The sequence below is a fragment of the Bacteroidota bacterium genome, from assembly GCA_039111535.1.
Taxonomy (GTDB): Bacteria; Bacteroidota; Rhodothermia; order Rhodothermales; family JAHQVL01; genus JBCCIM01.
In genome coordinates this window covers 39552-65039 of record JBCCIM010000005.1, presented here as the reverse complement: position 1 = coordinate 65039, position 25488 = coordinate 39552, and the positions used below count along the sequence as shown (strand labels likewise).

Here is a 25488-nt window from a genome sequence, read left to right as displayed (position 1 = left end):
GCCGGCCCTGTTTTATGCTCGAAGTCACCCCGCTGGGTACCGGATCTGCACTGCCCTCAAAAGAAAAGCATTTTTCAGCTACAACTGTAGCGGTGGAAAACGAGTTATTTCTGTTTGATTGTGGCGAAGGGACGCAGCATCGTTTACTCGAAGCTTCTGCCCGCTGGTCGCGCCTGAAAGCCATTTTCATCACGCATCTACATGGCGATCATTACTTCGGGCTCCCAGGTCTTTTAAGCACGCTTTCCCTGCTGCAACACGAAAAACCTTTGCACCTGATCGGACCGGTAGGAATTGGAGAATTTGTTACGTCGCTACCTTCCCGGCAAGCTGACCAACAGCCGTCTTACATATTGCATATCACCGAGCTTGATCATACATCGGGTGTACAGGAAGTCTATGCCTCAGCTGTATGTAACGTAATAACCCATCCGCTTGTACACGGCGTGCCGGCGTATGGATACCGGATCGAAGAACCTTTCAGGCCGGGCAAGCTCGACGCAGAGAAAGCCCGTAACATGGGCGTTGAAGATGTGCGCGATTTTAAGCGACTCAAAAAAGGTGAGCCCGTCCCCGTTCGTTCAGGCATGGTGCAGCCGCAAGACGTTGTCGGACCAGGCCGGCGTGGCGCCTCGTTTGCCTATGTAACCGATACGCGCCCTTGTGAAGGAGGGAAGGCCCTTGCTCGTGAGGCTTCGCTGTGTTACCATGAAGCCACATTTGCACAAGATGACCTTGCGCGCGCCCATGCAACCAACCATTCTACGGCGATGGAAGCTGCTACGATTGCGCAAGAGGCCGGCGTCGAGCAATTGTTAATTGGACACTTCAGCGCCCGCTACAAAGACACTGACATACTGGTGGCAGAAGCACAATCTATATTCAAGAACACAGCGGCGGCTGAGGAATTAAAGCGGTACACATTGCAGGGCCGCAGCATACGAAATACTTCTCCCGAAGTCGATACGGAATAAGTTAACCGATAAACCGTTGTTGCCCAACACCCCGCAAAACGCCGAGGCGAAAGCCAGCTTTGTGAGCAAGAAATCACCAAAGACAGCGTAATAGACCCTGAATATTGTCTGCAAACCAAGCACATAGCGAAGAGGAAGAAAAAAAACCGACAGGCATCGACGGCAAACTGTTTCGGCGCATTGTAGTCTATCTGATGCCCTACAAAGGCTGGGTTGCCCTTGCCTTTGTCCTGGTGCTTTGCGCGTCATTTCTTGGGCCTTTACGCCCCAAGCTTGTCCAGATAGCGATTGACGACTACATCGTTATCGGCGACCTGACCGGCTTGCAGGGGTTCATATGGATTCTTATTGGGGTGCTGTTTGCGGAAGGGATTCTTGCATTTATTACAGGTTATCTGACCCAATGGATCGGGCAGCGGGCCATTTATGATGTGCGCACAAAGGTGTACCGCCACATCCAAAACCAGCCGCTGTCCTTTTTCGACAAAACCCCGATCGGGACGCTGATCACACGTACCACAAGCGACGTCGAATCGCTTAGTGACGTGCTTTCCGCCGGCATCGTTACCATCCTTGGTAGCGTATTTCGAATTTTCTTTATTGCCGCGTTTATGTTCTCGCTAAACTGGCGCCTTGCGCTGGTTACCCTGGCAGCATTGCCCGTGATGTTATACGTGACGTTCTGGTTCAGAAAGAAAGTCCGTGAACAGTATCGGGAAACGCGAAAGCAGGTTGCCCGCCTGTACTCTTTTGTCCAGGAGCACGTAACCGGGATGACCATTGTGCAGCTCTTTAATCGCGAAAGAGAGGAATTGCGCCGGTTCAAGGAAATCAACGGAGATCATCGGCAAGCCCAGATCCGCACCATTTTCTACTTTGCCCTCTTCTGGCCGGCAGTAGATATCATCGCTTCTTCAGCACTTGGTCTCGTGCTCTGGTACGGCGGAGTCCGTGCGATGGGCAGTGCGTTGTCTGTTGGGGTCTTGATTGCTTTTATCCAGTACGCGCGGCAGTTTTTCGAGCCGATTCGCAACCTGTCTGACCAGTACAATACGCTGCAAAGCGCCATGGCCGGCGCTGAGCGCATTTTTGGTTTGTTGGATAAAGACTTTGCGATCGAAGAAACGGATAGCCCGGTTGATATCGCCGAGTTTGAGGGCCACATCGAATTCAAGAACGTGTGGTTTACCTATGATAAAGAAACGGAAGAGGAGACGGAAAAGAACTGGATTTTACAGGATGTGTCTTTTGTAGTAAAGCCCGGCCAGACTGCAGCTGTTGTGGGGGCTACTGGCGCCGGCAAAACTACAATCATCAACCTGTTGCTGCGCTTCTACGAAATCGACAAAGGGCAAATTCTGGTTGATGGAATTGATATTGCCGATATGCGGCTGGCAGACTTACGCCGGCACATCGGACTCGTGCTACAGGATGTTTTCCTGTTTTCCGGCTCGGTAGAACGCAACATTACCCTCGAAAATGACGAGATCGACCACGCAGCGGTCGAAGAGGCGGCCCGTTTGATTGGCGCAGATGCGTTTATCAACAAACTGGCCGATGGATACACCCACGATGTACGCGAACGTGGCGCTTCCCTCTCGCACGGCCAACGGCAATTGCTTTCTTTTGCGCGAGCGCTCGTCTACAACCCGTCAATTTTGGTGCTCGACGAAGCAACATCAAGTATCGATACCGAGACGGAAGAACTCATCCAGAACGCCCTCGAAAAATTGATCGAAGGACGCACCTCTATGGTGATTGCCCACCGCCTCTCCACCATTCAAGATGCTGATTGTATCCTTGTGATGCACCGCGGTAAGTTGCGCGAGCAGGGCACACACCAGGAGTTGCTTGCATTGGGTGGTCTCTACCGCAAGCTCTATGAACTGCAATATAAAGAGCAAGAACGCTCCGTAGCCTAGGCTTAGCCAACCCGGGCAAGGTCGTGCCAGCGCGTTGTATAAAACTTGGGCGGATCTGCAGCCCGCGATAGCCAATCCCGCTCTACTCCAATACTGCCTACAAACACCGTATCCCTGCCGTATCGCGCATTGATTTTGTCGAGGGTGTCCATCAGCGTGAGGTGTTTCGAGGCGTGCTGCGCGTCAAACAGGTCCATTTGCAGGAATTTGTTTTTGTTGAGGCCCCACAGAAAAACACCGGCGCGTCGGTATCTGAATCCGGGGCGGTAGATTTGTTTGAGGTTTTGAATGGCAAAGTCTACAAGCCTGGGGGTAAATGCAGTTGCTTCAGGCATCAGCACGCCATGGGCCTTGCTGTATTTTCGCTGCTCAAATTGTTTGGTGGTGATGTAGGTCCGGATGCCGGCAGCCACCTGGTTTTCACTGCGCAACCGTTCCGCCACCGTTGAGGCCAGATACGCCACAAACTCGCGTAGCTTTTCATAGCTGGTGATCGGTCCGTCAGAGCTCCTGCAGCACATCATCTGCTGCTTGTCCGGTATCACCTCCTCAAGCTCAATGCAGCGCATGCCGCGTAACTCATGCACGACGCGCAAGCCCACGACATTAAGCTGCTGGCGGATGAGACTGTCGCGCGCGTATTTGAGCGCTAGTGCGTCGTCAATACCGAGTTGCGCAAGCTTAGCTGCCCAACGCCCGCCGATGCCCCAGACTTTCTGGACCTGCACACGTTGCAAAAACGCATTAGCAGCGTCGCCCTCTGGCAGCGTCAGGGCGCCGGCGAATGATGCGTCTTTTTTTGCGATGTGGTTGGCGGCTTTAGACAACGTTTTGGTTTGTCCTACGCCAACGGTAACCGGAATCCTCGTGTACCGATAGAGTTCATCGCGTATATGTTTGGGATGGGTAACATCAGGAAGTTTGAGAAAGGATTCATCTACACTGTACTTCTCAATTTCAGGCGAAAACCTGCGTAACGTGTTATAAACGCGATCTGAAATGTCGGCAAACAACGTGAAGTTCGATGATTTGACAACAACGTTGTGCTTCTTAAGGGCGTCTTTATATTTAAAGGCCGTCCCCCCTCGGGGAAAGCCAAGTGCTTTGGCTTCGGGACTGCATGAGATGAAGCAACCGTCATTGTTAGAAAGCACGACAACCGGACGATTCCAAAGCCGTGGTTCGTGCACACGTACACAGGAGACAAAAAAGTTATTGCAGTCAATCAGCGCAAAAGGGTCCATAGGCAGGGGGTAATTGGTGACTGTTACAATATCTGCTGAGATGAATGCGCGATGTGTGTGAAATATGTGTAACTACTGTCCCCATTCCGTGACAGGTTCGGGTTTGTTGTGTAGTTTGAGTGAGCGTTGTTATTGAAGTTGGCACACCCACCGCCATGTCTCCCGGGTGCCAGAAGACACTGCTAAACCTTACTGCATGCGTTTCTCCAACCAGTCGCAGGACTACCGCGACGAAGACCTGAACCTGCACACCTACCTCGTCAAGCGCCCCCACGCCACCCAGTTTGTGTTTGCCCGCAGCAACGCAATGGAAGGCGCCGGCATCAACGAAGGGGCGCTGCTCATTGTAGACCACTCCCTCAAACCAAAAAACGGTGACATCGTCGTAGCCGCTGTTCAGGGTGAGTTCATGCTCCGCGCCATCCGCAAAGAGCTGCGGCGGATCGTTCTGTACGCCACCGTCGACCAGTTTCCCGAAGTAGAAATGACCGACATGGACGAGGTATGGGGCGTAGTAGTGGCTGCAATCAACCAGTTCAGAACTTGAGGCATACTTGTTAACGGTTCAAAGTTGAAGGCCCCAAACTTTGAACCTTCAACCTAAGTTGATAAATCCTAAGTTTTTCAGATTTGATTGAAACAATCTCCCTTTTATCGTATATCTACGATGTACAATGAATTCATTTGACTATGGCCGTAGCAAAAAAAGAAAACTTCACTGCAGAAGAAGTTGAACTGGCCGAATTGGCCAAAGCCATGGGGCATCCCGCCCGCATTGCTATTCTGAAAGTACTTGCTGAGCGTAAATCCTGCATCTGCGGGGAGATTGTTGAGGTATTGCCGCTTGCGCAGGCGACTGTATCCCAGCACCTCAAAGCGCTCAAGAAATCTGGCATTGTCACGGGGGTGGTCGACGGGCCGCGTTCGTGTTATTGTTTGGATGCAGCAGTACTTACAAAAGCAAAGCAGGCATTTGAAGCCCTGTTCGCAGACATCTTCAACAAAAATTGCTGCTGAAAAAATGGAAACCAATGAATCAATAAAAACGCTGGTTCGCGAGAAATACGGGACCATCGCCAACGAGGGCCCGCCGGCAGAAGGCTGCGGGTGTGGCTGCAGTAGCAGCGCGGAAGCGTTCAACATCGTAGGGGATGCCTACGATAAAGTGGACGGTTATGTGGCTGATGCAGACCTGGGCCTCGGATGCGGGGTGCCTACAGAGGTAGCCGGCATTCAACCCGGACACACCGTACTCGACCTCGGCGCCGGCGCCGGACTCGACGCGTTCACTGCGCGCTCCATCGTGGGCGACAGCGGGCACGTAATCGGGGTCGATTTTACCCCTGAAATGGTCGAAAAAGCACGCGCAAACACCGCAAAAATGGGGTTTGACAACGTGTCGTTTGTCCAGGGCGATATCGAAGACATGCCGGTTGCTGACAACAGTATCGACGTTGCAATCAGCAACTGTGTGCTGAACCTGGTGCCGAACAAAGCACAGGCTTTTGCAGAAATATACCGCGTGCTCAAGCCGGGTGCGCATTTCTGTGTGTCGGATATCGTTGTCAAAGGCACCATGCCGCCGGCGATCCAGCGGGCAGCTGAGCTCTATGTGGGGTGTGTCTCTGGTGCGGTAGCACAGGATCGGTACATGCAGATTATTGCTGAAGCCGGCTTCGAGGCATCCGAAACGCTGAAGTCCAACGTCATCGAAGTGCCGCGCGATGTACTCGAACAGAACTTGAGTGCAGCGCATCTGGCGGAATACGATGCGTCGGGTATGCAAGTGCTGAGCGTCACGGTGCGGGGCGTAAAGCCCGCAAACTGACCAAATAACTGGATGCTGGCAACCACGTGTTGTGCACGCCAGGTGGCGCTGGCATCCAGTATTTCCAAAATGTTGCCGGCAATATTCTCATTTACATCTCGTTGTGTATATTATGCCACCTGCAAACGAGACATGAGGTTGTTGTTATGGAAGATGGTGCTGATTTTGAGGACGGCACAAAACGGAAACCAAGCCTGGGTCAGTCGTTAATTCCGGTTTTTGTGATGGTGGGACTGCTGGCTTCTTCGGTTGTTTTTTATGCGGATAACTCATCATATGGCCCCAACCAAATCGCCCTGATTCTTTCTGCCATGGTGGGCGCCATCATTGGCATACGCAACGGCTTTACATGGAAAGAGATTAAAGATGGGATGGTGCACGGCGTTTCCCTCGCCATGGGTGCTATTTTTATCCTCCTGGTTGTTGGATCGCTTATCGGCACCTGGATTATGGCCGGCATTGTGCCCACCATGATCTACTATGGACTGCAAATTCTGAACCCCACCATTTTCTATGCCGCCTGCTGTGTGATCTGTGCCCTTGTGGCCCTTGCTACAGGAAGTTCATGGACAACTGCTGGTACCGTTGGGATCGCCCTTGTGGGCATTGCCGGTGCGTTTGAGCTTAGCCTTGGCATTGCTGCTGGTGCAATCATTTCCGGTGCCTATTTTGGCGACAAGCTCTCCCCACTTTCTGATACCACCAACCTTGCGCCGGCAATGGCGGGTACCGATCTGTTTACCCACATCCGGCACATGCTCTATACAACGGTGCCGAGCTTTATCATTGCGCTTACCCTGTTCACCATTATCGGATTGATGGGGGATACACCTGCTGATGCTGCCGGGCTTGAAGAAATGCTTACCGCACTCAGCAGCAGCTTTAATATCGGGTGGTATCTGTTGCTGCCTTTGGTGGCTGTTTTGTTTATGATTTACAAGAAAATGCCGGCTTTCCCTGCGTTGCTCATCGGCTCGCTCATCGGGGGTGTTTTTGCGATGATATTTCAGCAGCCGGTTGTATTCGAATTGGTTGGAGAAACCGACCTGCCGCCATTTTTTGCGCTCCTGAAAGGCTTTTGGATCACGATGTTCGATAGCTTTGAAGCAAATACGGGCAACGAGGCGCTTAATGATTTGCTGAGCCGCGGCGGGATGAGCAGCATGCTCAATACCATCTGGCTGATTGTGTCGGCCATGATGTTCGGCGCCGTTATGGAAAAGACAGGTATGCTCCAGGAGCTTGCCGGGCGCTTGCTCGGTATGGCAAAGAGCACGGGTGGGTTGATCACCGCTACCGTGGCTACGAGCATTGGGGCCAACATCATCGCTTCTGACCAGTACATCGCTATTGTAGTGCCCGGTCGGATGTATCGCGCCGAGTTCGAGAAGCGCAACCTGGCACCCAAAAACCTGTCACGTACCCTTGAAGACGCCGGCACGATCACTTCGCCGCTTATTCCATGGAATACCTGTGGGGCCTTTATGGCTTCCACCCTGGGTGTTGCCACGGTGGCCTATCTTCCATTTGCCTTTTTCAATCTGATGAACCCCATTATCGCCATGATTTATGGCTATACCGGTTTCAGCATTGTCAAACTCGACGAAGAAGGCCAGGAAGTAGCTACCTCTTAACCCGTCAAAATTAAGCAATCAACAATCTTCAATCAGGCTGCGGATTGTTGATTGCTCATTTTTTGTTTATTCCTGCATAACAAAAAGCTAAACAACCAATCTTTGTTTTGTTGGTAGTACTACAGCAAGATCTGCGTGCAAACCCTCCTTTACCCACGTTTTCTTATTGTCAGATACATACCTATGTCAAAAACGAAGCAACTGAATCACATCACAACAGAGAATGGCGACTTTGAAGGCAACGGATCTTATGGCAGGTATGTCTTCCTGTCGGGTTCGGGTTCGCGCGCAAAACGGGTAGCTGAGCACCACTTTTCAAACCTTGTTGTGCGGAAAAGCGACCGTGGTCATGACCTGTATCTGGGCACCCTGAAATCAGAAGGCGAGTCCATCGATGTTGCCTCCATTTCAACAGGTATGGGCGTGAGCAGTATCGAGATCATTCTGAGTGAATTGATCTTTGCCGGCGCCCGCCGTTTCCTGCGTATTGGTACCTGTGGGTCGTTGCAACCAGAGAAAATTCGCGTGCCCAGTGCCGTTGTTGTTACTGCCGCAGTGCGAGACGAACGCGCGTCTGCTGACTATGCACCCATCGAAGTGCCGGCTGTTGCTACACCTGAGTACGTAGAGTATCTCAACAAGGCGGCCATTGCCTCTGATTGGGGCGAGAATACGTACTGTGGTATTGTTCACTGTAAATCAACCCTGTATGGCCGCGAGTTTGGCTACAGTCCGCTCAAAGAAGTCCACGACGCCTACATCCGTAATTTGACCAATCTGGGCGTTCTCGCAACTGAAATGGAATCGAGCCTCCTGTTTATCCTCGGGATGTGCCACAACAAAAACATCAAGCCAATATCTGCTATAGATACGCCAGAGGATGCTGCCCAGGATATCTCTGTTGGTACATTGCTCGCGGTTATCGGTGACGATCAGCCGTTTTCAGATGCGCAGGAGCTTAAAGGTAAATCTGTTGAGAAAATCATCGAGATCGCACTGAATTTCGTGCGACTCCACTACCGCTCCGTTTGTGTGCCCGTTTGAGTGGTATGCCCTGATGGGTAAGGAAGCGCTGGCAGCCAGGTGGATGCCAGCGCTTCTTTTGTAAAAAGAAAAATTCTCAACAAGGGGTAGGGGTGACGTCACGCAGCAGGTGTACTCAAGTCAAACACCCATCGTGATATATTATTGAAAAATAGTAGTTAAGCCATGAAAAAAATTAAAACAATAGTACTCGTTATGCTGGGGCTTTTTCTGTTTATGCCGGCCCCCGTTGATGCGCAGGTCGCCCGCGTGAAAATCCAGATTGGCAGCCCCAAAGTGCGCGCTTTTGCATACAAACCGGGGCACTTGACCATTCGCACCGTACCCAACGTTACTGTTGTGAGCCGGCGCGCTGTTAAAAACGGTCACGCCATCGTTTATCGTGACAGGCCAGATTTTATCCTTTCCAGTTACCACAACGATTTTGTGAAAGTTGGATTTACCCGCGTCTCTGTGCGCAAAACACGTCGCGCCACTACCGTTATCTATAAAAATGGCGATGAGCGCGTCCGCCTGGTCTTACGGCCACACCGGAAGCATTGGGAGGCGCAGATTGTTGCGATTTGACCGGTGGTTCTTATCGCGAGAAAAGTTACTCGAACGATCCGGGCCGGCTATACAACAAAGAAGCAATAACACATTTTCTGTATAGCCAGAATAAAAATTGCCTGACCGGAAGTCGCCGGATTCTTTAATGATCAATAAGAGGTAAACCGGCGACCTCTGGCAGGCATAAACAGGTCATCACGGTGACCTGTTTTTTTATACAAAAAAATCTGGATATAAGTCTACTCCAGGTGTTACCGCATAATGATCCAAATTGGTTACACCTGCTTTTGCCAGCACTTCATCGTCGATAAAGAAGTTGCTCGTGGTACTGCTGCTTTCCTGCGTAAGGATCCAATGGGCAGCATCTGCGATGATTTCCGGCTTGCGGCTGTGCTTCATCACGCGGTCGCCGCCGAGCAGGTTTTGGATTGCGGCAGTTGCAATGGTTGTGCGAGGCCAGAGGGCATTTACGGCGATACCTGTTGACTTCAATTCTTCAGCCATGCCCAGCACGCACATGCTCATCCCAAACTTCGCCATGGTATAGGCGACGTGTGGGGCAAACCAGCGTGCTTCCATATTAAGGGGAGGGGAGAGGTTTAAGATATGTGGATTGGCTGCCTCCTTAAGGTGTGGAATGCATTGTTGTGAGCAGAGATAGGTCCCGCGCACATTTACCTGGTGCATCAAGTCGAACCGTTTCATTGAGGTTTCAACGGTGCCGGCAAGGAAAATGGCGCTTGCATTGTTGATCAGAATGTCGATACCGCCAAAATGGTTTACCGCTTTGCTGACGGCGTCAGCAACAACGTCTTCATGACGAATATCAACCACAAGCGGTAAGGCCTGTCCCCCTGCAGCCTCAATTTCTTCTGCAGCCGTGTAGATTGTGCCGGGCAATTTGGGGTGCGGTTCTGCTGTTTTTGCGGCAATAACGATGTTGGCGCCATCTTTTGCTGCGCGCAAAGCCATGGCTTTGCCAATGCCTCTGCTGGCGCCGGTAATAAACAATGTTTTATCTTTTAAGGTCTGCATGCGAGAGTACCTCTTGTTGTGCTGTGTTTGTGCGATGCTGGGTTGCTGCGCCTTGTTCAACGAAGTGAAGGGTGTTATGAATAATAAGAATCAGATAACAATAAACAAGGCGTGGCTGGCTGGTGGTATCCGAATAAATCGTGGCGTAAATTAGCGGCGTTTATCATGTGCAAGTTCAACGCTCGGCCACGCCGGCAGGCATCCTGTGGTCTGGCATCAAATCTCCAAAGTTACCAGAGGTCATGATTAAATTTGGTGTAGTGCTCTTTCCTGGCTCAAATTCAGATTACGACGCATTCTATGTTGCCAATGACGTAGTTGCACAAGAGGCGCGCATGATTTGGCACAAAGAAACCAGCGTGGGAGATGTAGATGTGATCATCATTCCTGGTGGCTTTGCACACGGTGACTATTTGCGCTGTGGCGCTATTGCCCGCTTTTCTCCCATCATGAAGGATGTTGTGCGTTTTGCAAATGAAGGTGGGTTAGTGATCGGGTTTTGCAATGGCTTCCAGATTCTTTGTGAAAGCGGATTGCTGCCGGGTGCTTTGATGCGCAATGCTTCGCTCCGTTTTATCTGTCAGCAGACAAAGCTACGCGTTGAACACGTTGATACGCCGTTTACCTTTTCGCTACAACCCAAAGCGCTGCTTACTATCCCGATTGCCCACGGAGAAGGCAATTATTACGCAAGCGAAGAAGAGCTTGACGCCCTTGAGGCAAACAACCAGGTTGTTTTTCGATACGTAGATGACAATGGGGAAGCCAATGCTGCCGGCAATCCAAATGGCTCAGCCCGAAACATTGCCGGCATTATCAACGAACAAGGCAACGTGCTCGGTATGATGCCGCACCCCGAACGCTGTGCAGAAGGATTACTTACGGGGACGGGCGAAGGGGTTAAGATATTTGAATCCATGGTGGCATACCTGACCGCTGAAGAAGCTGCGGTTTAGCCGGCAATGCACCCCTTTTATGTTTGCTCCTTTTGTGCAGCTTGCGCTGTAAATTGCCTGCGCGCCTACCCATTTGGTGTACGCGCCGCAAGGTAATCCCGCACACACGCTATCTGTCTTGTATTAACGCTCTTAATTTGCATGGCTGATTTATCAGGTACTCCCGTCACGTTGATTCTACTTGTAATCAACGTTTTCATCTTTGGGTATGCGATGTTTGTTAACGCAAATATCGTTGGTCGCCTGGCCTTCAGGCCCCGGCAAATTCTCGACAAGAAAGAATATTACCGGTTTATATCAGCTGGGTTTGTGCATCAGGAGTTGTGGCATATTGCATTTAATATGCTCACCCTCTACTTCTTTGGCCCTTTATTGGAAGGCCGATTTATAGATATATTTGGGCCCTGGCTCGGGATGGGGATGTTTCTGGTCTTGTATTTTGGCTCAGAGCTTACTGCACACGCCCTCACCATGTATTACCACAAAGATGACCCGTACTACTCGGCCATCGGTGCTTCAGGGGCAATAAGTGGGATTGTATTTGCGTATTGTCTCTATCTGCCTTTCTCCATGCTGTACTTCATGTTTGCCATTCCTATTCCGGCCATTGTGTTTGCGTTTCTTTACGTGGCCGGGTCCATCTATGCAATGAAGCGCTCTCATAAGGGGGGCGGCGGCCGAATTGCTCATGAGGCGCACCTTGGCGGTGCGATAGGGGGGCTGTTGTTGACGATGTTGATTGATCCGGAGTCGATCGAAATTTTTATCAGGAGTGTGCAGAGGTTTCTGCAAAGCGTATTTTAAGCTTGTCTCAATCGTTTATCCGTTATTGATAGTTCTTGATATCTCAGGAATTAGGTGATCAGTGGCTCATATACCGTTATTGATGGTTGCTATCTCCACACTTTTCGCGTAGATTCTTCTACCTAATACCTCATGCTGCCTGGATGCTTATAGAAATCCTCGGTCGCAAATTGTACATGAGCAGTAACAAGCCCGACGCTTTGTGTCGGGCTTGTTACGTTTTAAAAGGTTTTTGTTTATTCACAAACGCCTGTGGAAAACGTGTGGGTTGTTTGTGGAAGTGCAATGTTGCATAGTGGGGTTATACCCCGTACAATTATTACAGTGCTTAACGGCACTGTTCCTTGACGCGACTGAGTCTCTAGGCAACATGAGGTTAACCCTCAAAACGGTAAATCCACCTTAATTGGCTTGATTTGCAGGTTTTTTGCCCATGCCGCAGTTACGGCTGCGCATGCTACCAGTTTTGCCGGCTTCTCTGGTTTTAGATATATGAACGCTTACTGCTTTCTATATCGTCGGGCAATCACGAGAAGAACTGTGCGTTTAATCAGGTAAATCCCACTGTGGATAACTTGAGGAAAAGTACAACAGGCTGCTGATTTGCTATGTGGTGAAGGCCCACGGAAGTGCCTGCACGATTTGTTCTGCAAATGGTGCGGGTTTTTGCAAGGTTTTAGGGATAGTTTTTCGCCAGATGGTTATTTGCGCAGACAGCTCATGCTGTGCAAATAAGGTGATGCAAATAGAGTATTTATGTGCAACTTGCTGCTTTTGTAGCTTCTTGCGATGTAAACACCCTTCGATGTGTAACCCGAAATACCATCGCCAGCGTGCCGGACATGGTTCCTGCACGTGAGACACTCCCTCCCCCCCGATGAATCGGGCCCTGCTTGCATGCTTTATGCTGTTGGTATGCTCTATTCAGGGGAGGCTGTCGCGCCGAGGTAGCAGAAAAATTGAAAGCCGTCTCTTTGGGGAGAGACGGCTTTTCTTTTTTGTAATATTACTGATTAAATCAGAAAACTGGTGACGTCATCCCAGTTTCGCGCGTGGTGCACATTTGCTGGCGCTTCTTCTGTTTGCGGGGCATACCAGATGACGGTCCAGCCGGCCTGCTGGCCGCCTTTCACATCTGAGTGCATCGAGTCTCCCACATATACAATATTCTCCGGTGGCGTTTCAGCCTGTTCAGCGGCGTAAGCAAACAGTTTTGGATGTGGTTTCATGTAGCCAAACTCTTCGCTCACTACAATACTCGCAAGCTTGTCTCGCATGGTAGCAAACTGTGCCAGCTTCTTATGCTGTGTTTTTGCAAACCCGTTGGTCAACACGCCGACAGGGTATTTTTCTGCAATCTGGAAAAACGCCTGCTCAGCACCTTCAATGTAATCCCAATAGTGGGTGTAGCGCTCAATGTAGTACGCCCCCATTTTATCCGGATTAACCCCTTTGATGGCAAGGCCATCGAGCAAGTACTCAAACCTTTTGCGTTGGAGCTGCGGTTTTGTGATTTCACCTGCACCATACTGGTGCCAGAGTTTTACATTCCCCTCGTGGTATACATCTTCAATCGTTTTTTTGTTGAAGGTACCCAGTATATCACTATGCTGAACACGGACGTCAGCAAGGGCGCGTTTTTCTGCTTTGCGGTGGTCTAGGATGGTGTCGTCCAGGTCGAAATAGACAAACCCTGGTTCTGGCAGGCGAGCAGGCATAACATTGGGCTAAGATTAGAAATACAGGAATGCGTGTCATCACAGGCAGGTAGCCTAGAGCGACTTCTCGAGCATAACGTATTCTTTTTCGTAAGTTCCCCCAAAATCGATCAGCGCGTTCAGCATTGGTTTGTTGCTGTCGAGTACCCAGCTCATTTCGCTGCCGTAATACCCATTCTTGGGGCCGCCTTCAATTATTGCAAGGTTAAGAATGGCGTCAAATCCTTTGCCTTGATGAGATTGCTTGATGCCCATGAGTAAGGTGCGCCCATCATGAATACCGCCAAACTTTGCACGGAAGAGGAGTTGGAAAAGGCCTGTTGGCAGGAGCCGGCCATTTTTAACGTGCCGCAATGCAAGGTTGATGTTGGGCAGCGTAATGGAGAAGCCAATCGGTACGCCTTTTTCTTCCAGAATGTAGATCACGTTCGGATCTATAATCTGTTTGAGGTCCTTGGCCAGCTGCGCAAATTCTGCATCAGTCATCGGCACATGGCCCCAATTGTTGCCCCAGGCATCGTTGTAGATGTCCAGGATATGCCGGGCATCTTCGTCAAAGCGCTTCATGTCGAGGGAGCGCAGGTTCAGGTCGGGATACCGGCGCATCAAGAGGCCGACGCCGCGTTTCAGCTTGTCGATCTTGGCGTATTTGTAGTGGATGTAGTAGGCCCACATCGTCATGGCTCTGTCAAACCCGTAGGTTGTCAGGTAATCCATGTAGTAGGATGGATTGTACGGCATCATGAACGAGGGTTCTCGCTCAAAGCCGGCGACAAGTAAGCCTGATATTTCGTTCAGGGAGGGATTGGCCGGCCCGCGGACATGCTGCATACCTTGCTCCTTGAGCCAATTTGCAGCGGTATCGAGCAATTGCTCAGCAATACTGTAATCCTCGGTACACTCGAAAAAGCCAAAGAAGCCCGTCTGGTCGTTGTACTTTTTCAGGTGCATGCCATTAATGATGGCAGCGATACGGCCTACGATGTTGCCGTTTTTATCCTCGGCCAAAAACGGCTGTATCTGCCCGTGCTCAAAGAACGCATTCTTCTTGGGGTTGAGGATCTTGGTCACTTCAGAGCGAAGTGGGGCGACGTAGTAGGGGTAGTCCTGATAAAAGGTATACTGGTAGTTGATAAACCGTTTATAGTCCGCACGGGACGTAACCGGCCGAATTACAACAGGTGTAGACACAGCGGCTGGGCTTAAGACCGACATAAATCTTTGTATATAAAGGAATGCAGCTTTGCCGGCTGGTATAGCCCGCAAAGCTGCAAATATAAGATTTCAAACTGCAATTACAGTTCTTTGGGCGTACCGTTGCTGGAAATTACGCCGTTTTTGAGGCCAACCTTACGAAAAGCTTCGAGAATAAAGTCAAGCTCTTCGTTTGTGTGGGTTGCCATATATGAGGTACGCATGAGCGACTGACCCTGTGGGACAGCTGGTGGTGCTACTGCGTTGGCAAATACGCCTTCATCCAATAGGTCTTTCCAGAACTTGAAGCAGGTCATAAGGTCACCTACAACAACTGGAATAATCGGCGTCTGGCTGGTCCATACGTTAAAGCCTGCGTTTCTGAAGCCTTCGCGCATGTAATCTGAGATTTCCCAGAGGCGTTCGAGGCGCTCAGGTTCTTGCTCGAGAATGTCGAGGCACTTCAATACCGTTGCTACGTTTGCCGGCGGCATGGAGGCACTGAAAATGTGCGCAGAACTGGTATGCCGGATAAACTCGATAACGTCACGGTCGCCAACGCAGAATCCGCCAAGCGACGTAAAGCTTTTTGAGAAGGTACCCGTAATCAGGTCTACCTGTTCTGTGAGTCCGAAGACCGCTGCGGATCCTTCCCCTTTTGGTCCGATGACGCCTACTGCGTGTGCATCGTCCAGCATGAGCGCAGCATTGTGCTGTTCTGCCAGTTCAACCAGCTCAGGAATTTTTGCAATGACGCCGTTCATAGAGAAGACGCCATCAGAAACGATGAGTTTGCCTGCGTTTGGCCGTTCTCGATCCGCTTTCTCGAGTTGCAGCTTGAGGTGTTTCAGGTCGTTGTGACGGTAGCGCCATGTTTCAGCGAGGCTAACTTGCTGGCCGGCAATAATACAGGCGTGGTTATCCTTGTCTGAAAAAATGATATCCCCTTTTGATGCAATAGACTGCAGCACGCCCTGGTTTGTCATGTATCCTGTTGAGTACAGAATACACCCTTCTTTACCCATAAACGCGGCAAGGCGTTCTTCGAGTTCGAGGTGTAGGTCGAGGGTGCCATTCAAGAACCGGCTGCCGGTACAACCAGTGCCGTATTGTTCGATGGCTTTGATAGCAGCTTCCTTTACCCGGGGATCTGCTGTGAGGCCCAGGTAATTGTTGGAGCCGGCCATAATGATTTCACGGCCGTCCAGGATTGCGCGCGTACCTTCGTTTCGTTCGATCGGGTGGAAGTACGGATACAGGTCAGCATTTTTAACCTGTGCGTAATCACCAGAGGGATCGAAGAAGCGGTGCGTCTTCTTAAATAGGGAGGGTTCTTCCTTCACAAGGGTCGTCACTTCTGCCGGCTGTGTTTTAGCCAGCGTGCGATTATTTGTTCTAAATTCAGGCATCTACAAAGCTTACTATCAAAAGTTCTGAATACAAGCGGAGTCAAAAGCCAATACGCAGGTGTGCCGTTGCGCCGTTGGGATGGGGAAGAAACTGGACCGTAAGGTCCTCGCCCACGTCAAAATCGAGCAAATGTGCACTTACAAAGGCGTCTATAATAGACAGACCATATATTAAGCCGATGCCAAACCGCGAAAGGTCACGGTTCCGTCTAAAATTATCTCGTATTTGTTCAAGTTCGTTTGCTGAGGCGGTGCAGGTACCCTCACATTGCTCTATCAACACCTGCTCATATTCATCCTCAAATTCGGGGAACGGGTGGGTTTCTGCCCTGCCGGCATCCACCTCATCTTGCCAATCTTTGTACTGAAATGCCCGTGTGTAGAGCTTGTGGTTTTGGTTTGCCTGGATGGAACGCCACGTCATCACCCCCAGGCCTGCGTACACAATGGGTAGCTTCCAGTATTGTCGATTGTACAATTGGCCGCCACCAGGCAACACGAGTGCACGCCTTAGGGCGCGGCTTGGGCTATGGTTTACGGGTAGCCTGGCGTTGGTAACACCTGTGTCCAAAGAATCGGCAGACTGCGCACGAGCAATAGCCGGATGGATGCTCAAAAAGCACAGCGCGCAAACAAGGCGCAAAACGGTCGATCTGACAGCAGGCATGTAGATAATTTGCGTTCTTTACTATCGCGTACTGAAGCGTTAAGGGTTGGGTATATACGCTTATCCGTAGTTTTGTGCCGCCATATGCCCGTATTTAGGCGCAGTAAATGGTTGAAACACCCCCCAAACACAAGCATTCACTCCTCACTCCTCACTCCTCACTCCTCACTCCTCACTCCTCACGGCCCTAATAATACCCATCGCTATCGCAGGTTACCTAATCAGCGGCTTCACCCCTTACTGCTGTCCGAGCAGTTCCATGAGCCGTTCGAGGTCGTCATTTGAGTAGTAGGCGATTTCAATTTTGCCGCCTTCACCGCCTTTTTTGTGTTTGATTTGTACCTGGGTGCTGAGTTGTGCCCTGAGGTGATCTGCAAAAGCACGAATCTGTAACTGGTCCCGGTCTGCGTCAGCGGTTTCGAGGTTTTCAACGAGGGTGGGGCCTTGTTTATCTGGCGTGTCGCCATCTTGCCAGGCGCGTACACGTCGTTCGACGTCGCGCACTGAGAGTCCGGATACTTCGATCTCAGTCAGAATATCCAGCTGTACTTTTTTGTCATCAACCGGAATTAGGGCGCGGGCGTGGCCCATGGAAATGGACTCATCGCGGAGGGCTGCCTGAACAGGGGCCGGCAGCTTGAGGAGGCGGAGGAAGTTAGCAACAGTTGCGCGCTTCTTGCCAACTTTCTTTGCAATTTTCTCCTGTGTGAGGTCGCACTCTTCAATCAGGCGCTGGTAGCCAATAGCAACCTCAATGGGGTTGAGCTGCTCGCGCTGGACATTCTCGACGATGGCCATTTCGAGCATTTCTTCCGTATCGGCCTCACGGACGTAGGCAGGGATTTTTTCAAGGCCGGCGCGACGCGACGCGCGGAGCCGGCGTTCACCCGAGATTAGTTCAAATTGCCCGTCACCCAGGGTGCGCACGGTGATCGGCTGGATAATACCAAGCTGTTGGATGGAGGCCGCTAATTCTTCCAGCGCTTCTTCTTCAAAGACCTGTCGGGGCTGATACGGATTGGGGCGCACATTGGCAACCTGAATTTCGGCTACTTTACCCTGCAGCCGGCTTTTTCGGCCATCCTGAAACTTGTACAGCTTCCCGCCTTTGTCATCTCCTTCGAGGCCTTCTTCGTCTGAGTCAATGGTTGGGATGAGGGCCTTTAAGCCTTTGCCCAATGCAACTTTCTTTGCCATGGATGATGCTAATAATATTGGAGATGTTACTGTTTGGGCATGCCGCTTAACGTAAAGCTGGGCTAGCGCATTGTAGCTTTTACTATAGCACTGTCGCTAGAGTGCAAACCCGTTGGCCTGCGAAGGGGATGCGCCTTCTTCGAGCTCTGCTGCATTCTCTTTCAAGTATGCTTTGTTGCTGTGCAGAATTTCACGCGCCAGTGATATGTAATTTTTTGCACCCATACTGGCGGCATCATAAAGTAATACCGGCTTCCCGAAACTTGGTGCCTCCGAAATACGGACATTGCGCTGAACGATGGTATTAAATACCTTTTCGCCAAAATAGCGCCTTACCTCTTCAGCAACCTGGTTTGATAGCCGCAACCGGGCGTCAAACATGGTCAGCAACACCCCTTCAATTTCCAGTTCCGGATTCAAATGTTGCCGGACAATTTTGATGGTGTTTAGCAGTTGCCCAAGCCCTTCTAGCGCAAAATACTCAGCCTGTACAGGGATGAGTACCGAGTCTGCGGCGGTCAGGGAGTTTAGCGTAAGCAAGCCGAGTGATGGGGGGCAATCGATGACAATAAAGTCATACTTCTTGCGTGCGCTGGCTACTGCTTTTTTCAGGATGCTTTCCCGTTCAATGACGTCAATCATCTCGATTTCAGCGCCCACCAGGTTTATGTGGCTGGGGATGATATCAAGAAACGGCATATCAGTAGGGCGTGCACCTTCTTCTGTGGTGACTTCACCGATGAGCAACTCGTACGTTGAAGCACTGGCTGTGCGGGGGTCGATGCCAACGCCGGAAGAACAGTTCGCCTGTGGATCAATGTCGATGAGCAACGTTGGGTGTTCTGTTGCGGCCAAAGACGAGGCTAGATTGATCGCTGTAGTTGTTTTCCCTACTCCACCTTTTTGGTTAGCAACCGCAATGACTTTACCCATGGTACATGTATCGCTTGGTACTGTGCTACAGCGCCTTAAAACAGGCACTGCCTAAAAACGGTTAGGTACTCAGTTTCGGGGGCATGAAGCGTGATGACAGCTTTTCACGTGGATCTGCAACAATAAAGCCCGAAGCCATGCTTCAGAAGGTATGAAGAATTGTTGCGGCATACCAGTATTCCAAATGAAGAAATTCTGGTGGATCAAAGTTTTGATGTTAGCCGTGTATTCTTGATCTTGCTGAATCAGGCATGCACAAAGAAGTGGAGCACGGGAGTGCAGGTGCATGGCCTAAACAGCCAAGTATAGCCTGAATAACCAAAGGTACGGTCCCAAATGGCGCGTCGCTTTGTACTCAAGACCGACAATACGCCGGCCCAATCACGGCTGACAATTGATTATGCTGCCGAGTTGAATACGCAGCAGCTGGCGGCGGTACAGGCTCCTGGTGGACCTGTTCTCGTAATCGCTGGCGCTGGCACTGGAAAAACGCGTACGCTGGTTTACCGGGTTGCTTACCTGGTAGAAACAGGCACACCTCCTGAACAAATTGTGCTCCTTACTTTCACGCGTCGGGCGTCACGCGAAATGCTGGCTCGAGCAAGTACGGTGCTCGATGGTCGTTGTAACCGGGTAAGAGGGGGAACGTTTCATTCCTTTTGCTTGAACATCCTCCGCGAACACGCGCCGGCAATTGGCTTTTCCAAAAAATTCAGCATCATGGATGCCGCTGATGATGCTGATGTAATTGATGTGTTGCGCACAGCCCGCGGCCTGCATAAATCACAGCAGCGATTCCCGCGAAAGCGTACCCTGCAGTCCATTTTCTCTGCCACCGTAAACCGTGAGATGCCCATCGAAGAGGTGCTGGCATACCAGTATCCGCAGTTTATGGGGCATCTGGACGTTATGACGACCCTCCAATCTGAATATGAGGCCTACAAGCGTACCCATGGTCTCATGAACTACGATGACCTGTTGCGCTACACGCTGGAGCTCCTGCAAACAAGCGATAAAGTGCGTGTGCAGGTGGGTACGGTTTGCCGGCATGTGCTCGTCGATGAATACCAGGACACCAACAAGCTGCAGGCCCAACTCGTCGAATGCCTGGCGAGCGTCCACAACAATGTCATGGTTGTTGGTGATGACGCCCAGAGTATTTACCGATTTCGGGGCGCTGATTTTCGGAATATCTTTGCTTTTCCTGAGCAGTTTACTGGCACCCAGGTGCTCAAACTTGAGCAGAATTACCGCTCCACGCAGCCTATCCTGAACCTCGCCAACCATATCATGGAAGAGGCGCGGCAGAAATACGACAAGTCGCTTTTTAGCCGCCGTGAAGGGGATGAACTGCCGGGCCTCGTGGCCGCACCCGATGACCGGTTCGAAAGCAGGTTTGTATCCCAAATGGTTTTGCAGCTACGCGAGCAGGGTATCCCGCTCAACAACATGGCTGTGCTTTTTCGAAGCAGCGCAAATTCTTTTGACCTCGAAGTAGAGCTCGGGCAGCGGGATATTCCTTACGTCAAATACGGAGGGATGAAGCTGAGCGAAGCGGCACACATCAAAGACGTGATTTCGCACCTGCGTGTGTTGGAAAATCCGCAAGACGCAGTAGCCTGGAATCGCGTTTTGCAGCTGCTGCCCGGCGTAGGCCCTAAAACTGCCCAAGAACTCATTGGGTGGATTACAGATGCCTCTGGTGATCCATTTGAATTGGAAAACCGGCCTTTTTCGCCTCGGTATGTAGAAGCGCTGAAAGCACTGTTTAAAGTGATGCGGCCGCTGGTGAATCCGCAGAAAAGCCTCAATGTGCAGTTGGAGGCGCTTGTTACGTACTACGAGCCGCTGTTGAAAAAGAAGTACTTCGAAGATTATCCCAAGCGGCTGCAGGACCTGGATCACTTTGTGGCACTGGCAGAAAATGTGCAAAACCGCACCGAATTCCTGTCTTCGTTGGCGCTGGACCCGATCGAGCTGTCAGCGCTCGACACAAACCCGGTAGACGACGATGAGGCCCCCCTTGTGCTGTCTACCATCCATTCCGCCAAAGGGCTTGAATTCCACACTGTTTTCCTGATCCATGCACTGGATGGGATCTTGCCGTCGGGTTATGCGCTGAAGGAAGACGCTGGCATCGACGAAGAACTACGGCTTCTGTATGTTGCGATTACCCGCGCTGAGGACAACCTGTTTATCACCTATCCGGTATTGCAGTACCGCCGGCATCAGGGAGAGTTTTTGTCGAACCCCAGCCGGTTTGTCGATGGCATTCCCGAAAGCCTGCTTGAGCCCTGGTCACTCATCGAAGATTCTGCTGTTCAGGCAACCGACACACCACCCCTTATTGAAGACGCCGGCGAAAGTGATAGTGATGCAGAAGATCCGGAGCTCCCTGTGTTGCCCTTTTAAGACATTAATGTATTTTACTACAAAGCATGTTAACCGGTAAGTTGCCCGCTGGCTTGATTCCCATGCAAGACGCCATCCGCATTCAACAAGTAGGCTTTGAGCACCTGGATATAATCCGGAAACTCAATGTCACAATTTTCGAGGAAGAACGGGTCATTAATACGTTCGATCGGGAAGACTTGCTCATGCTACTGGCGTACTTGAAAGATGAGCCCATTGGGTTTAAAATCGGCTATCGCCAGGACATGGAGACGTTTTACAGCGCCAAGGGCGGGGTGTTGTCCTCTTACCGCCGGCAAGGCATTGCACGTGTCATGTTGTACGATATGATTGCCCGGGTCAAACAAATGGGTTTTGCGCGGTTTACGTTTGATACCTTCCCCAACAAACACCCTGGTATGACCATCATGGGGTTAGAGGAAGGATTTCATGTGTCCAAAGCCGATTTTAACACAGTCTTTCAGGACTACCGCCTACAGTTTGAGAAGGCGATCTAGCACTTAACCCGCCGGTTGTATCCCGCAGGCGCAACCAGTTGCCCGGCCATGCGTACGTTTTAGGACCACCTAGTGTTAGTCTCGGTTAGCTTTAATCTACCAGAACCACGCACCCTGTGTACATTCTTCTAGAACTTTGGGAAGGCTTGCGAATTGCGCTCCGTGCCATTCGTGCCAACAAACTACGATCGATACTCACCACGTTGGGTATTATCATTGGTATTACCTCCGTCACCGCAATGGCGACGATCATCAACGGGGTAGAGCAAAACTTCGAAGAGCAGATGTCCGAACTCGGGACGGATGTGCTCTATATCGAAAAGTGGCCGTGGACCCGTGGCCCTGGTTTTAAATGGTGGGAATACATCAACCGTCCCGACATTAAGCCGGATCTGGCTGAGGTGATCTCTGAAAAGTCTCGTTTTGCCGTGGCAGCGGTACCCGTTGTTAACACTGGGCGCTCGGTCCGGTTTGGCGACAAGACTTTGTCGGGTGTTCGCGTTCAGGGGTCGTCTGGAGATTATCCGAGGGTCTTTTCCGTAGAAATTGAGTCAGGCCGTTTTTACAGCGACATCGAAGACCGGAGTGGGCGCAATGTGTGTGTGATTGGTGCTGCTGTGGCGGAACAGCTTTTTCCTCTTGAAGAGCCGATTGGAAAGCAAATACGAGTTTCCGGTATTCGGTTTCAGGTAATCGGTGTGCTTGCTAAAGAAGGGTCGAACGCAGAGGGACAAGGGTCCGGGGATTTGGAAATACAGGTACCCATCACGGCGTTTAAAAACAATTTTGGTATATCGAAGCGCAGTTCTTCTATCCGGGTCCGTATTGTAGATTCGGGGGTGATGGATGACGCAAAAGATGAGTTAACTGGTATTGTGCGTACGGCGCGCCGATTGGATGCAGCGGACAAAGACAATTTTGAGATCAACGAGCAGCGTTCTCTGCGCGAGCAGTTGGCGCCTATCAAACTGACCATCTACTCCATCGGTATTTTCCTGACGGCGCTTTCCTTGTTGGTTGGTGGAATCGGAGTGATGAACATCATGTTTGTATCAGTAAAGGAACGCACGCGAGAGATTGGTATCCGCAAGGCCATTGGTGCCAAGCGCCGAACCATTCTTATGCAATTTATCATCGAAGCCATCGTCGTGTGTGTGCTGGGCGGACTCATTGGTATTGGCATCTCGATCCTTATAACTGCATTGATCAATGCCTTCCTGACGGCTGTATTGCCGGCCTCTACGGTCGCCACGGCGTTTATTATTTGTATTCTTATTGGCCTGGTTTTCGGCCTTGCGCCGGCCTGGACGGCGGCAAAAGCCGAGCCCATCGAAGCGCTGCGGTACGAATAACAGCAGGCTTCTGATAGCAATTAAAACACGACCCCGAACCAACACGCGATATGGGATTTTTTGAAGCTTTTCGGATGGCAATGTCTGCGCTGCGCGCCAACATGATGCGTTCTGCGCTTACCCTGCTTGGTATGGTTATCGGGGTTTTTGCCATCATTGTATCCGTTACAGCGGTGGAAGTGATTGACGTGTATTTCAAGGAGTCGATGCAATTCCTTGGCTCCTCTACCTACTCTGTTACGCGGTATCCCCAGATTCAGGACGGTGGCCGTAACCGGAGTGACCGAAATCGCCCCAGCATTACGTACGAGCAGGTAACACGCCTCAAACGTAGCATGCAGACCCCCGTGATTGTCAGCATCGTGGAGGATTTTCACCTGGGTGCCGTGCGGTATGGGACTGAAGACACAGAGCCCAACCTGGTTTTGCTTGGGACCGACGAAAACTTTTTGGGCAATTTCAGCTACGAGCTTTCGCAGGGGCGCTTCCTGACCGAGCAGGATGTCCAGTATGCGCGCCCGGTTGCCGTCATCGGAGCAGAGCCGGCAGAAGAGCTTTTCCCGAACGAATCACCCCTTGGCAAAACCATTCGGATGGACGGCCACCGGTTCGAAGTGATCGGCGTGCTCAAAGAAAAAGGCAGTTTTCTCGGCTTTAGCCAGGACAACCGCATTTTGGCGCCGATTACGCGCGGTTTTTCCCTGTATGGGATTCCCGAGCGTAATATGGCGAGCATTAGCATGCGGGTGGCGAGTCCGGAATTGTTGACGGCAGCACAGGAGGAAACGATTGGTCGAATGCGCGTGATTCGCAAAGTGCAGGCCGGCGAAGAGAACAACTTCGAAATCGAAACCAACGATACGTTTCAGGGTGTATTTGACGCGTTCACCGGCACCCTGACCATGGGTGGTGCTTTTATCGGTGCGATTGCACTGCTTGCAGCCGGCATCGGGATCATGAACATTATGCTGGTTTCCGTTACGGAACGTACCCGCGAAATTGGTGTGCGCAAATCTATTGGCGCCAAACGCCGCGACATTATGCGGCAATTCCTGCTAGAAGCATTTTTCCTGTGCCAGATTGGCGGTTTTCTGGGCATTTTGCTTGGTGCTGCTGTGGGTAACTATGTGGCCATCTACTTTGATATAACCCCCGTTTTCCCCTGGGACTGGGCGTTTTACGGCGTTGCCATGGTGACCATCATCTCCCTTGTCTTTGGTGGCTTCCCTGCCTTCAAAGCTGCCGGCCTCGATCCGATTGAGTCGTTGCGGTACGAGTAGGCGTATCGGATTCTCTACACTGCCGCTTGTCCACCCTTTTGATACGGCAAGTCGTTTGAGGCTTCAACAGCGAATAGATATACCTTATTCAATTTTTTGCACTTGCCGGGAAAGGACCAGGTTAACGTCCTCAAAGTGTGTTTTGACACTTCTCATTCCATGATTTGACCCTTCAGCGAACAATATCCTCGTAATATGGAGACATGTTCAACCATTTCCCATAGAGGGTTTGTTATGAAGGATTTTAGCGCAGTTTACGTTTTGCTTTTGCTCTTTGTGTTTGGCTGTAATGCAAAACGCACCACCATGGATGTAGCCACGTCCGATCAGCTGTCGGTCGAAGATTTGGCATTTCTGACGGGTACATGGGAAGGAGCCCTCGAATATTTGAATTACGGTGATGACAAAACACGTGTGACTTTGCCTACGCGTGCGGTGTATAGCCAGGAGGAAGATCATATCGTCTACCGGTTTGTCTATACGGAACCTGGAGGAGAAGAAGTTGATGGAGAAGGTGCAATAAGAATTGCCGGCGGTGATCGGGTGATGTTTAACGGGGCTTCACATAAGCTTATGAGCCACAAGATGGACGCAGATAAGAACACATTTGAGGTCAAAATTACCAGGAGGGGGCAGGACAATGACCGGGATGCGCAGATAGACCACGTCATTCAACGGCAAGGGGACAGCCTGTCGATAACTCGCTATATATTGCTGGATGGGGCCTCAGCACCGTTTGTTCGCCACACCTATACATTCAACAGGGCTGAGTAAAGCTGTGGGACTTGGTCTGCGTATTCTCTTGCCGATACTTCTTCCTGGAGCTAATTCTCATCAAA

At 50.9% G+C, this 25488-nt stretch carries 23 protein-coding genes; 15 read left to right on the top strand and 8 right to left on the bottom strand.

The features are described from left to right. Nucleotides 1–14: 14 nt before the first annotated feature. Nucleotides 15–974 (top strand): ribonuclease Z, encoded by a 960-nt coding sequence (locus AAF564_01675; protein ID MEM8484222.1) that lies wholly within the window; start codon nucleotides 15–17, stop codon nucleotides 972–974. 104 nt (nucleotides 975–1078) lie between these two features. After that, nucleotides 1079–2896 carry an ABC transporter ATP-binding protein gene (locus tag AAF564_01670; protein ID MEM8484221.1) on the top strand — a complete coding sequence of 606 codons (1818 nt, stop codon included), beginning with the start codon at nucleotides 1079–1081 and terminating at the stop codon, nucleotides 2894–2896. Nucleotides 2897–2898: 2 nt separating this feature from the next. On the opposite strand, the gene AAF564_01665 is transcribed toward AAF564_01670, so the two are convergent. Continuing rightward, nucleotides 2899–4140, bottom strand: coding sequence for a Y-family DNA polymerase (locus AAF564_01665; GenBank protein ID MEM8484220.1), 1242 nt, complete (start codon nucleotides 4138–4140; stop codon nucleotides 2899–2901). Nucleotides 4141–4336: 196 nt separating this feature from the next. On the opposite strand from AAF564_01665, the gene AAF564_01660 reads away from it, so the two are divergent. From AAF564_01660 to AAF564_01635, 6 genes are all read left to right on the top strand, one after another. Continuing rightward, a complete protein-coding gene (locus AAF564_01660; protein MEM8484219.1) occupies nucleotides 4337–4687 on the top strand; it encodes a S24 family peptidase in 351 nt (116 codons plus the stop codon). 143 nt (nucleotides 4688–4830) lie between these two features. After that, the gene (locus AAF564_01655; GenBank protein MEM8484218.1) at nucleotides 4831–5157 is read left to right on the top strand and encodes a metalloregulator ArsR/SmtB family transcription factor; all 327 of its coding nucleotides are present in this window, start codon (nucleotides 4831–4833) and stop codon (nucleotides 5155–5157) included. A gap of 4 nt (nucleotides 5158–5161) precedes the next feature. Then, nucleotides 5162–5968, top strand: a complete 807-nt coding sequence (gene arsM, locus AAF564_01650) for an arsenite methyltransferase (protein ID MEM8484217.1) — start codon at nucleotides 5162–5164, stop codon at nucleotides 5966–5968. Nucleotides 5969–5994: 26 nt separating this feature from the next. Then, nucleotides 5995–7602, top strand: a complete 1608-nt coding sequence (gene nhaC / locus AAF564_01645) for a Na+/H+ antiporter NhaC (GenBank protein ID MEM8484216.1) — start codon at nucleotides 5995–5997, stop codon at nucleotides 7600–7602. Nucleotides 7603–7785: 183 nt separating this feature from the next. Continuing rightward, on the top strand, nucleotides 7786–8646 hold the full coding sequence (locus AAF564_01640; GenBank protein MEM8484215.1) for a uridine phosphorylase: 861 nt from the start codon (nucleotides 7786–7788) through the stop codon (nucleotides 8644–8646). 165 nt (nucleotides 8647–8811) lie between these two features. Next, nucleotides 8812–9213: a hypothetical protein gene (locus AAF564_01635; protein ID MEM8484214.1), complete on the top strand. Its 402-nt coding sequence runs from the start codon at nucleotides 8812–8814 to the stop codon at nucleotides 9211–9213. A 195-nt stretch (nucleotides 9214–9408) separates the two neighbouring features. On the opposite strand, the gene AAF564_01630 is transcribed toward AAF564_01635, so the two are convergent. Then, nucleotides 9409–10230, bottom strand: coding sequence for an NAD(P)-dependent oxidoreductase (locus tag AAF564_01630; GenBank protein MEM8484213.1), 822 nt, complete (start codon nucleotides 10228–10230; stop codon nucleotides 9409–9411). A gap of 245 nt (nucleotides 10231–10475) precedes the next feature. Between AAF564_01630 and purQ the strand changes: the two genes are divergently transcribed. Together purQ and AAF564_01620 are read left to right on the top strand one after the other, a co-directional pair. Continuing rightward, the gene (gene purQ, locus AAF564_01625) at nucleotides 10476–11186 is read left to right on the top strand and encodes a phosphoribosylformylglycinamidine synthase subunit PurQ (protein MEM8484212.1); all 711 of its coding nucleotides are present in this window, start codon (nucleotides 10476–10478) and stop codon (nucleotides 11184–11186) included. Nucleotides 11187–11327: 141 nt separating this feature from the next. Beyond that, entirely contained in the window at nucleotides 11328–11990 is a 663-nt protein-coding gene (locus AAF564_01620) for a rhomboid family intramembrane serine protease (GenBank protein ID MEM8484211.1), read from the top strand. A gap of 1013 nt (nucleotides 11991–13003) precedes the next feature. On the opposite strand, the gene AAF564_01615 is transcribed toward AAF564_01620, so the two are convergent. The 6 genes from AAF564_01615 to AAF564_01590 all read right to left on the bottom strand — a co-directional run bounded on the left by AAF564_01615 (nucleotide 13004) and on the right by AAF564_01590 (nucleotide 19108). Beyond that, nucleotides 13004–13708 carry an HAD-IA family hydrolase gene (locus AAF564_01615; protein MEM8484210.1) on the bottom strand — a complete coding sequence of 235 codons (705 nt, stop codon included), beginning with the start codon at nucleotides 13706–13708 and terminating at the stop codon, nucleotides 13004–13006. Nucleotides 13709–13762: 54 nt separating this feature from the next. Continuing rightward, nucleotides 13763–14923, bottom strand: coding sequence for a hypothetical protein (locus AAF564_01610; GenBank protein ID MEM8484209.1), 1161 nt, complete (start codon nucleotides 14921–14923; stop codon nucleotides 13763–13765). Between the two features lie 80 nt (nucleotides 14924–15003). Then, complete coding sequence (locus tag AAF564_01605; GenBank protein MEM8484208.1) at nucleotides 15004–16311, bottom strand: pyridoxal phosphate-dependent aminotransferase family protein; 1308 nt, start codon at nucleotides 16309–16311, stop codon at nucleotides 15004–15006. Between the two features lie 40 nt (nucleotides 16312–16351). Further along, the gene (locus AAF564_01600) at nucleotides 16352–16978 is read right to left on the bottom strand and encodes a DUF5683 domain-containing protein (GenBank protein MEM8484207.1); all 627 of its coding nucleotides are present in this window, start codon (nucleotides 16976–16978) and stop codon (nucleotides 16352–16354) included. 237 nt (nucleotides 16979–17215) lie between these two features. Next, nucleotides 17216–18175, bottom strand: coding sequence for a ParB/RepB/Spo0J family partition protein (locus tag AAF564_01595; GenBank protein MEM8484206.1), 960 nt, complete (start codon nucleotides 18173–18175; stop codon nucleotides 17216–17218). A gap of 96 nt (nucleotides 18176–18271) precedes the next feature. Further along, nucleotides 18272–19108: an AAA family ATPase gene (locus AAF564_01590; protein MEM8484205.1), complete on the bottom strand. Its 837-nt coding sequence runs from the start codon at nucleotides 19106–19108 to the stop codon at nucleotides 18272–18274. Nucleotides 19109–19444: 336 nt separating this feature from the next. Between AAF564_01590 and AAF564_01585 the strand changes: the two genes are divergently transcribed. The 5 genes from AAF564_01585 (at nucleotide 19445) to AAF564_01565 (ending at nucleotide 25423) form a co-directional block, all read left to right on the top strand. Beyond that, the gene (locus tag AAF564_01585) at nucleotides 19445–21520 is read left to right on the top strand and encodes an ATP-dependent helicase (GenBank protein MEM8484204.1); all 2076 of its coding nucleotides are present in this window, start codon (nucleotides 19445–19447) and stop codon (nucleotides 21518–21520) included. Between the two features lie 26 nt (nucleotides 21521–21546). Beyond that, nucleotides 21547–22017: a GNAT family N-acetyltransferase gene (locus AAF564_01580; protein ID MEM8484203.1), complete on the top strand. Its 471-nt coding sequence runs from the start codon at nucleotides 21547–21549 to the stop codon at nucleotides 22015–22017. Nucleotides 22018–22133: 116 nt separating this feature from the next. Continuing rightward, a complete protein-coding gene (locus AAF564_01575) occupies nucleotides 22134–23369 on the top strand; it encodes an ABC transporter permease (GenBank protein MEM8484202.1) in 1236 nt (411 codons plus the stop codon). A 50-nt stretch (nucleotides 23370–23419) separates the two neighbouring features. Continuing rightward, the gene (locus tag AAF564_01570) at nucleotides 23420–24649 is read left to right on the top strand and encodes an ABC transporter permease (GenBank protein ID MEM8484201.1); all 1230 of its coding nucleotides are present in this window, start codon (nucleotides 23420–23422) and stop codon (nucleotides 24647–24649) included. A gap of 234 nt (nucleotides 24650–24883) precedes the next feature. Beyond that, nucleotides 24884–25423 (top strand): hypothetical protein, encoded by a 540-nt coding sequence (locus tag AAF564_01565; GenBank protein ID MEM8484200.1) that lies wholly within the window; start codon nucleotides 24884–24886, stop codon nucleotides 25421–25423. Nucleotides 25424–25488: the final 65 nt, after the last annotated feature.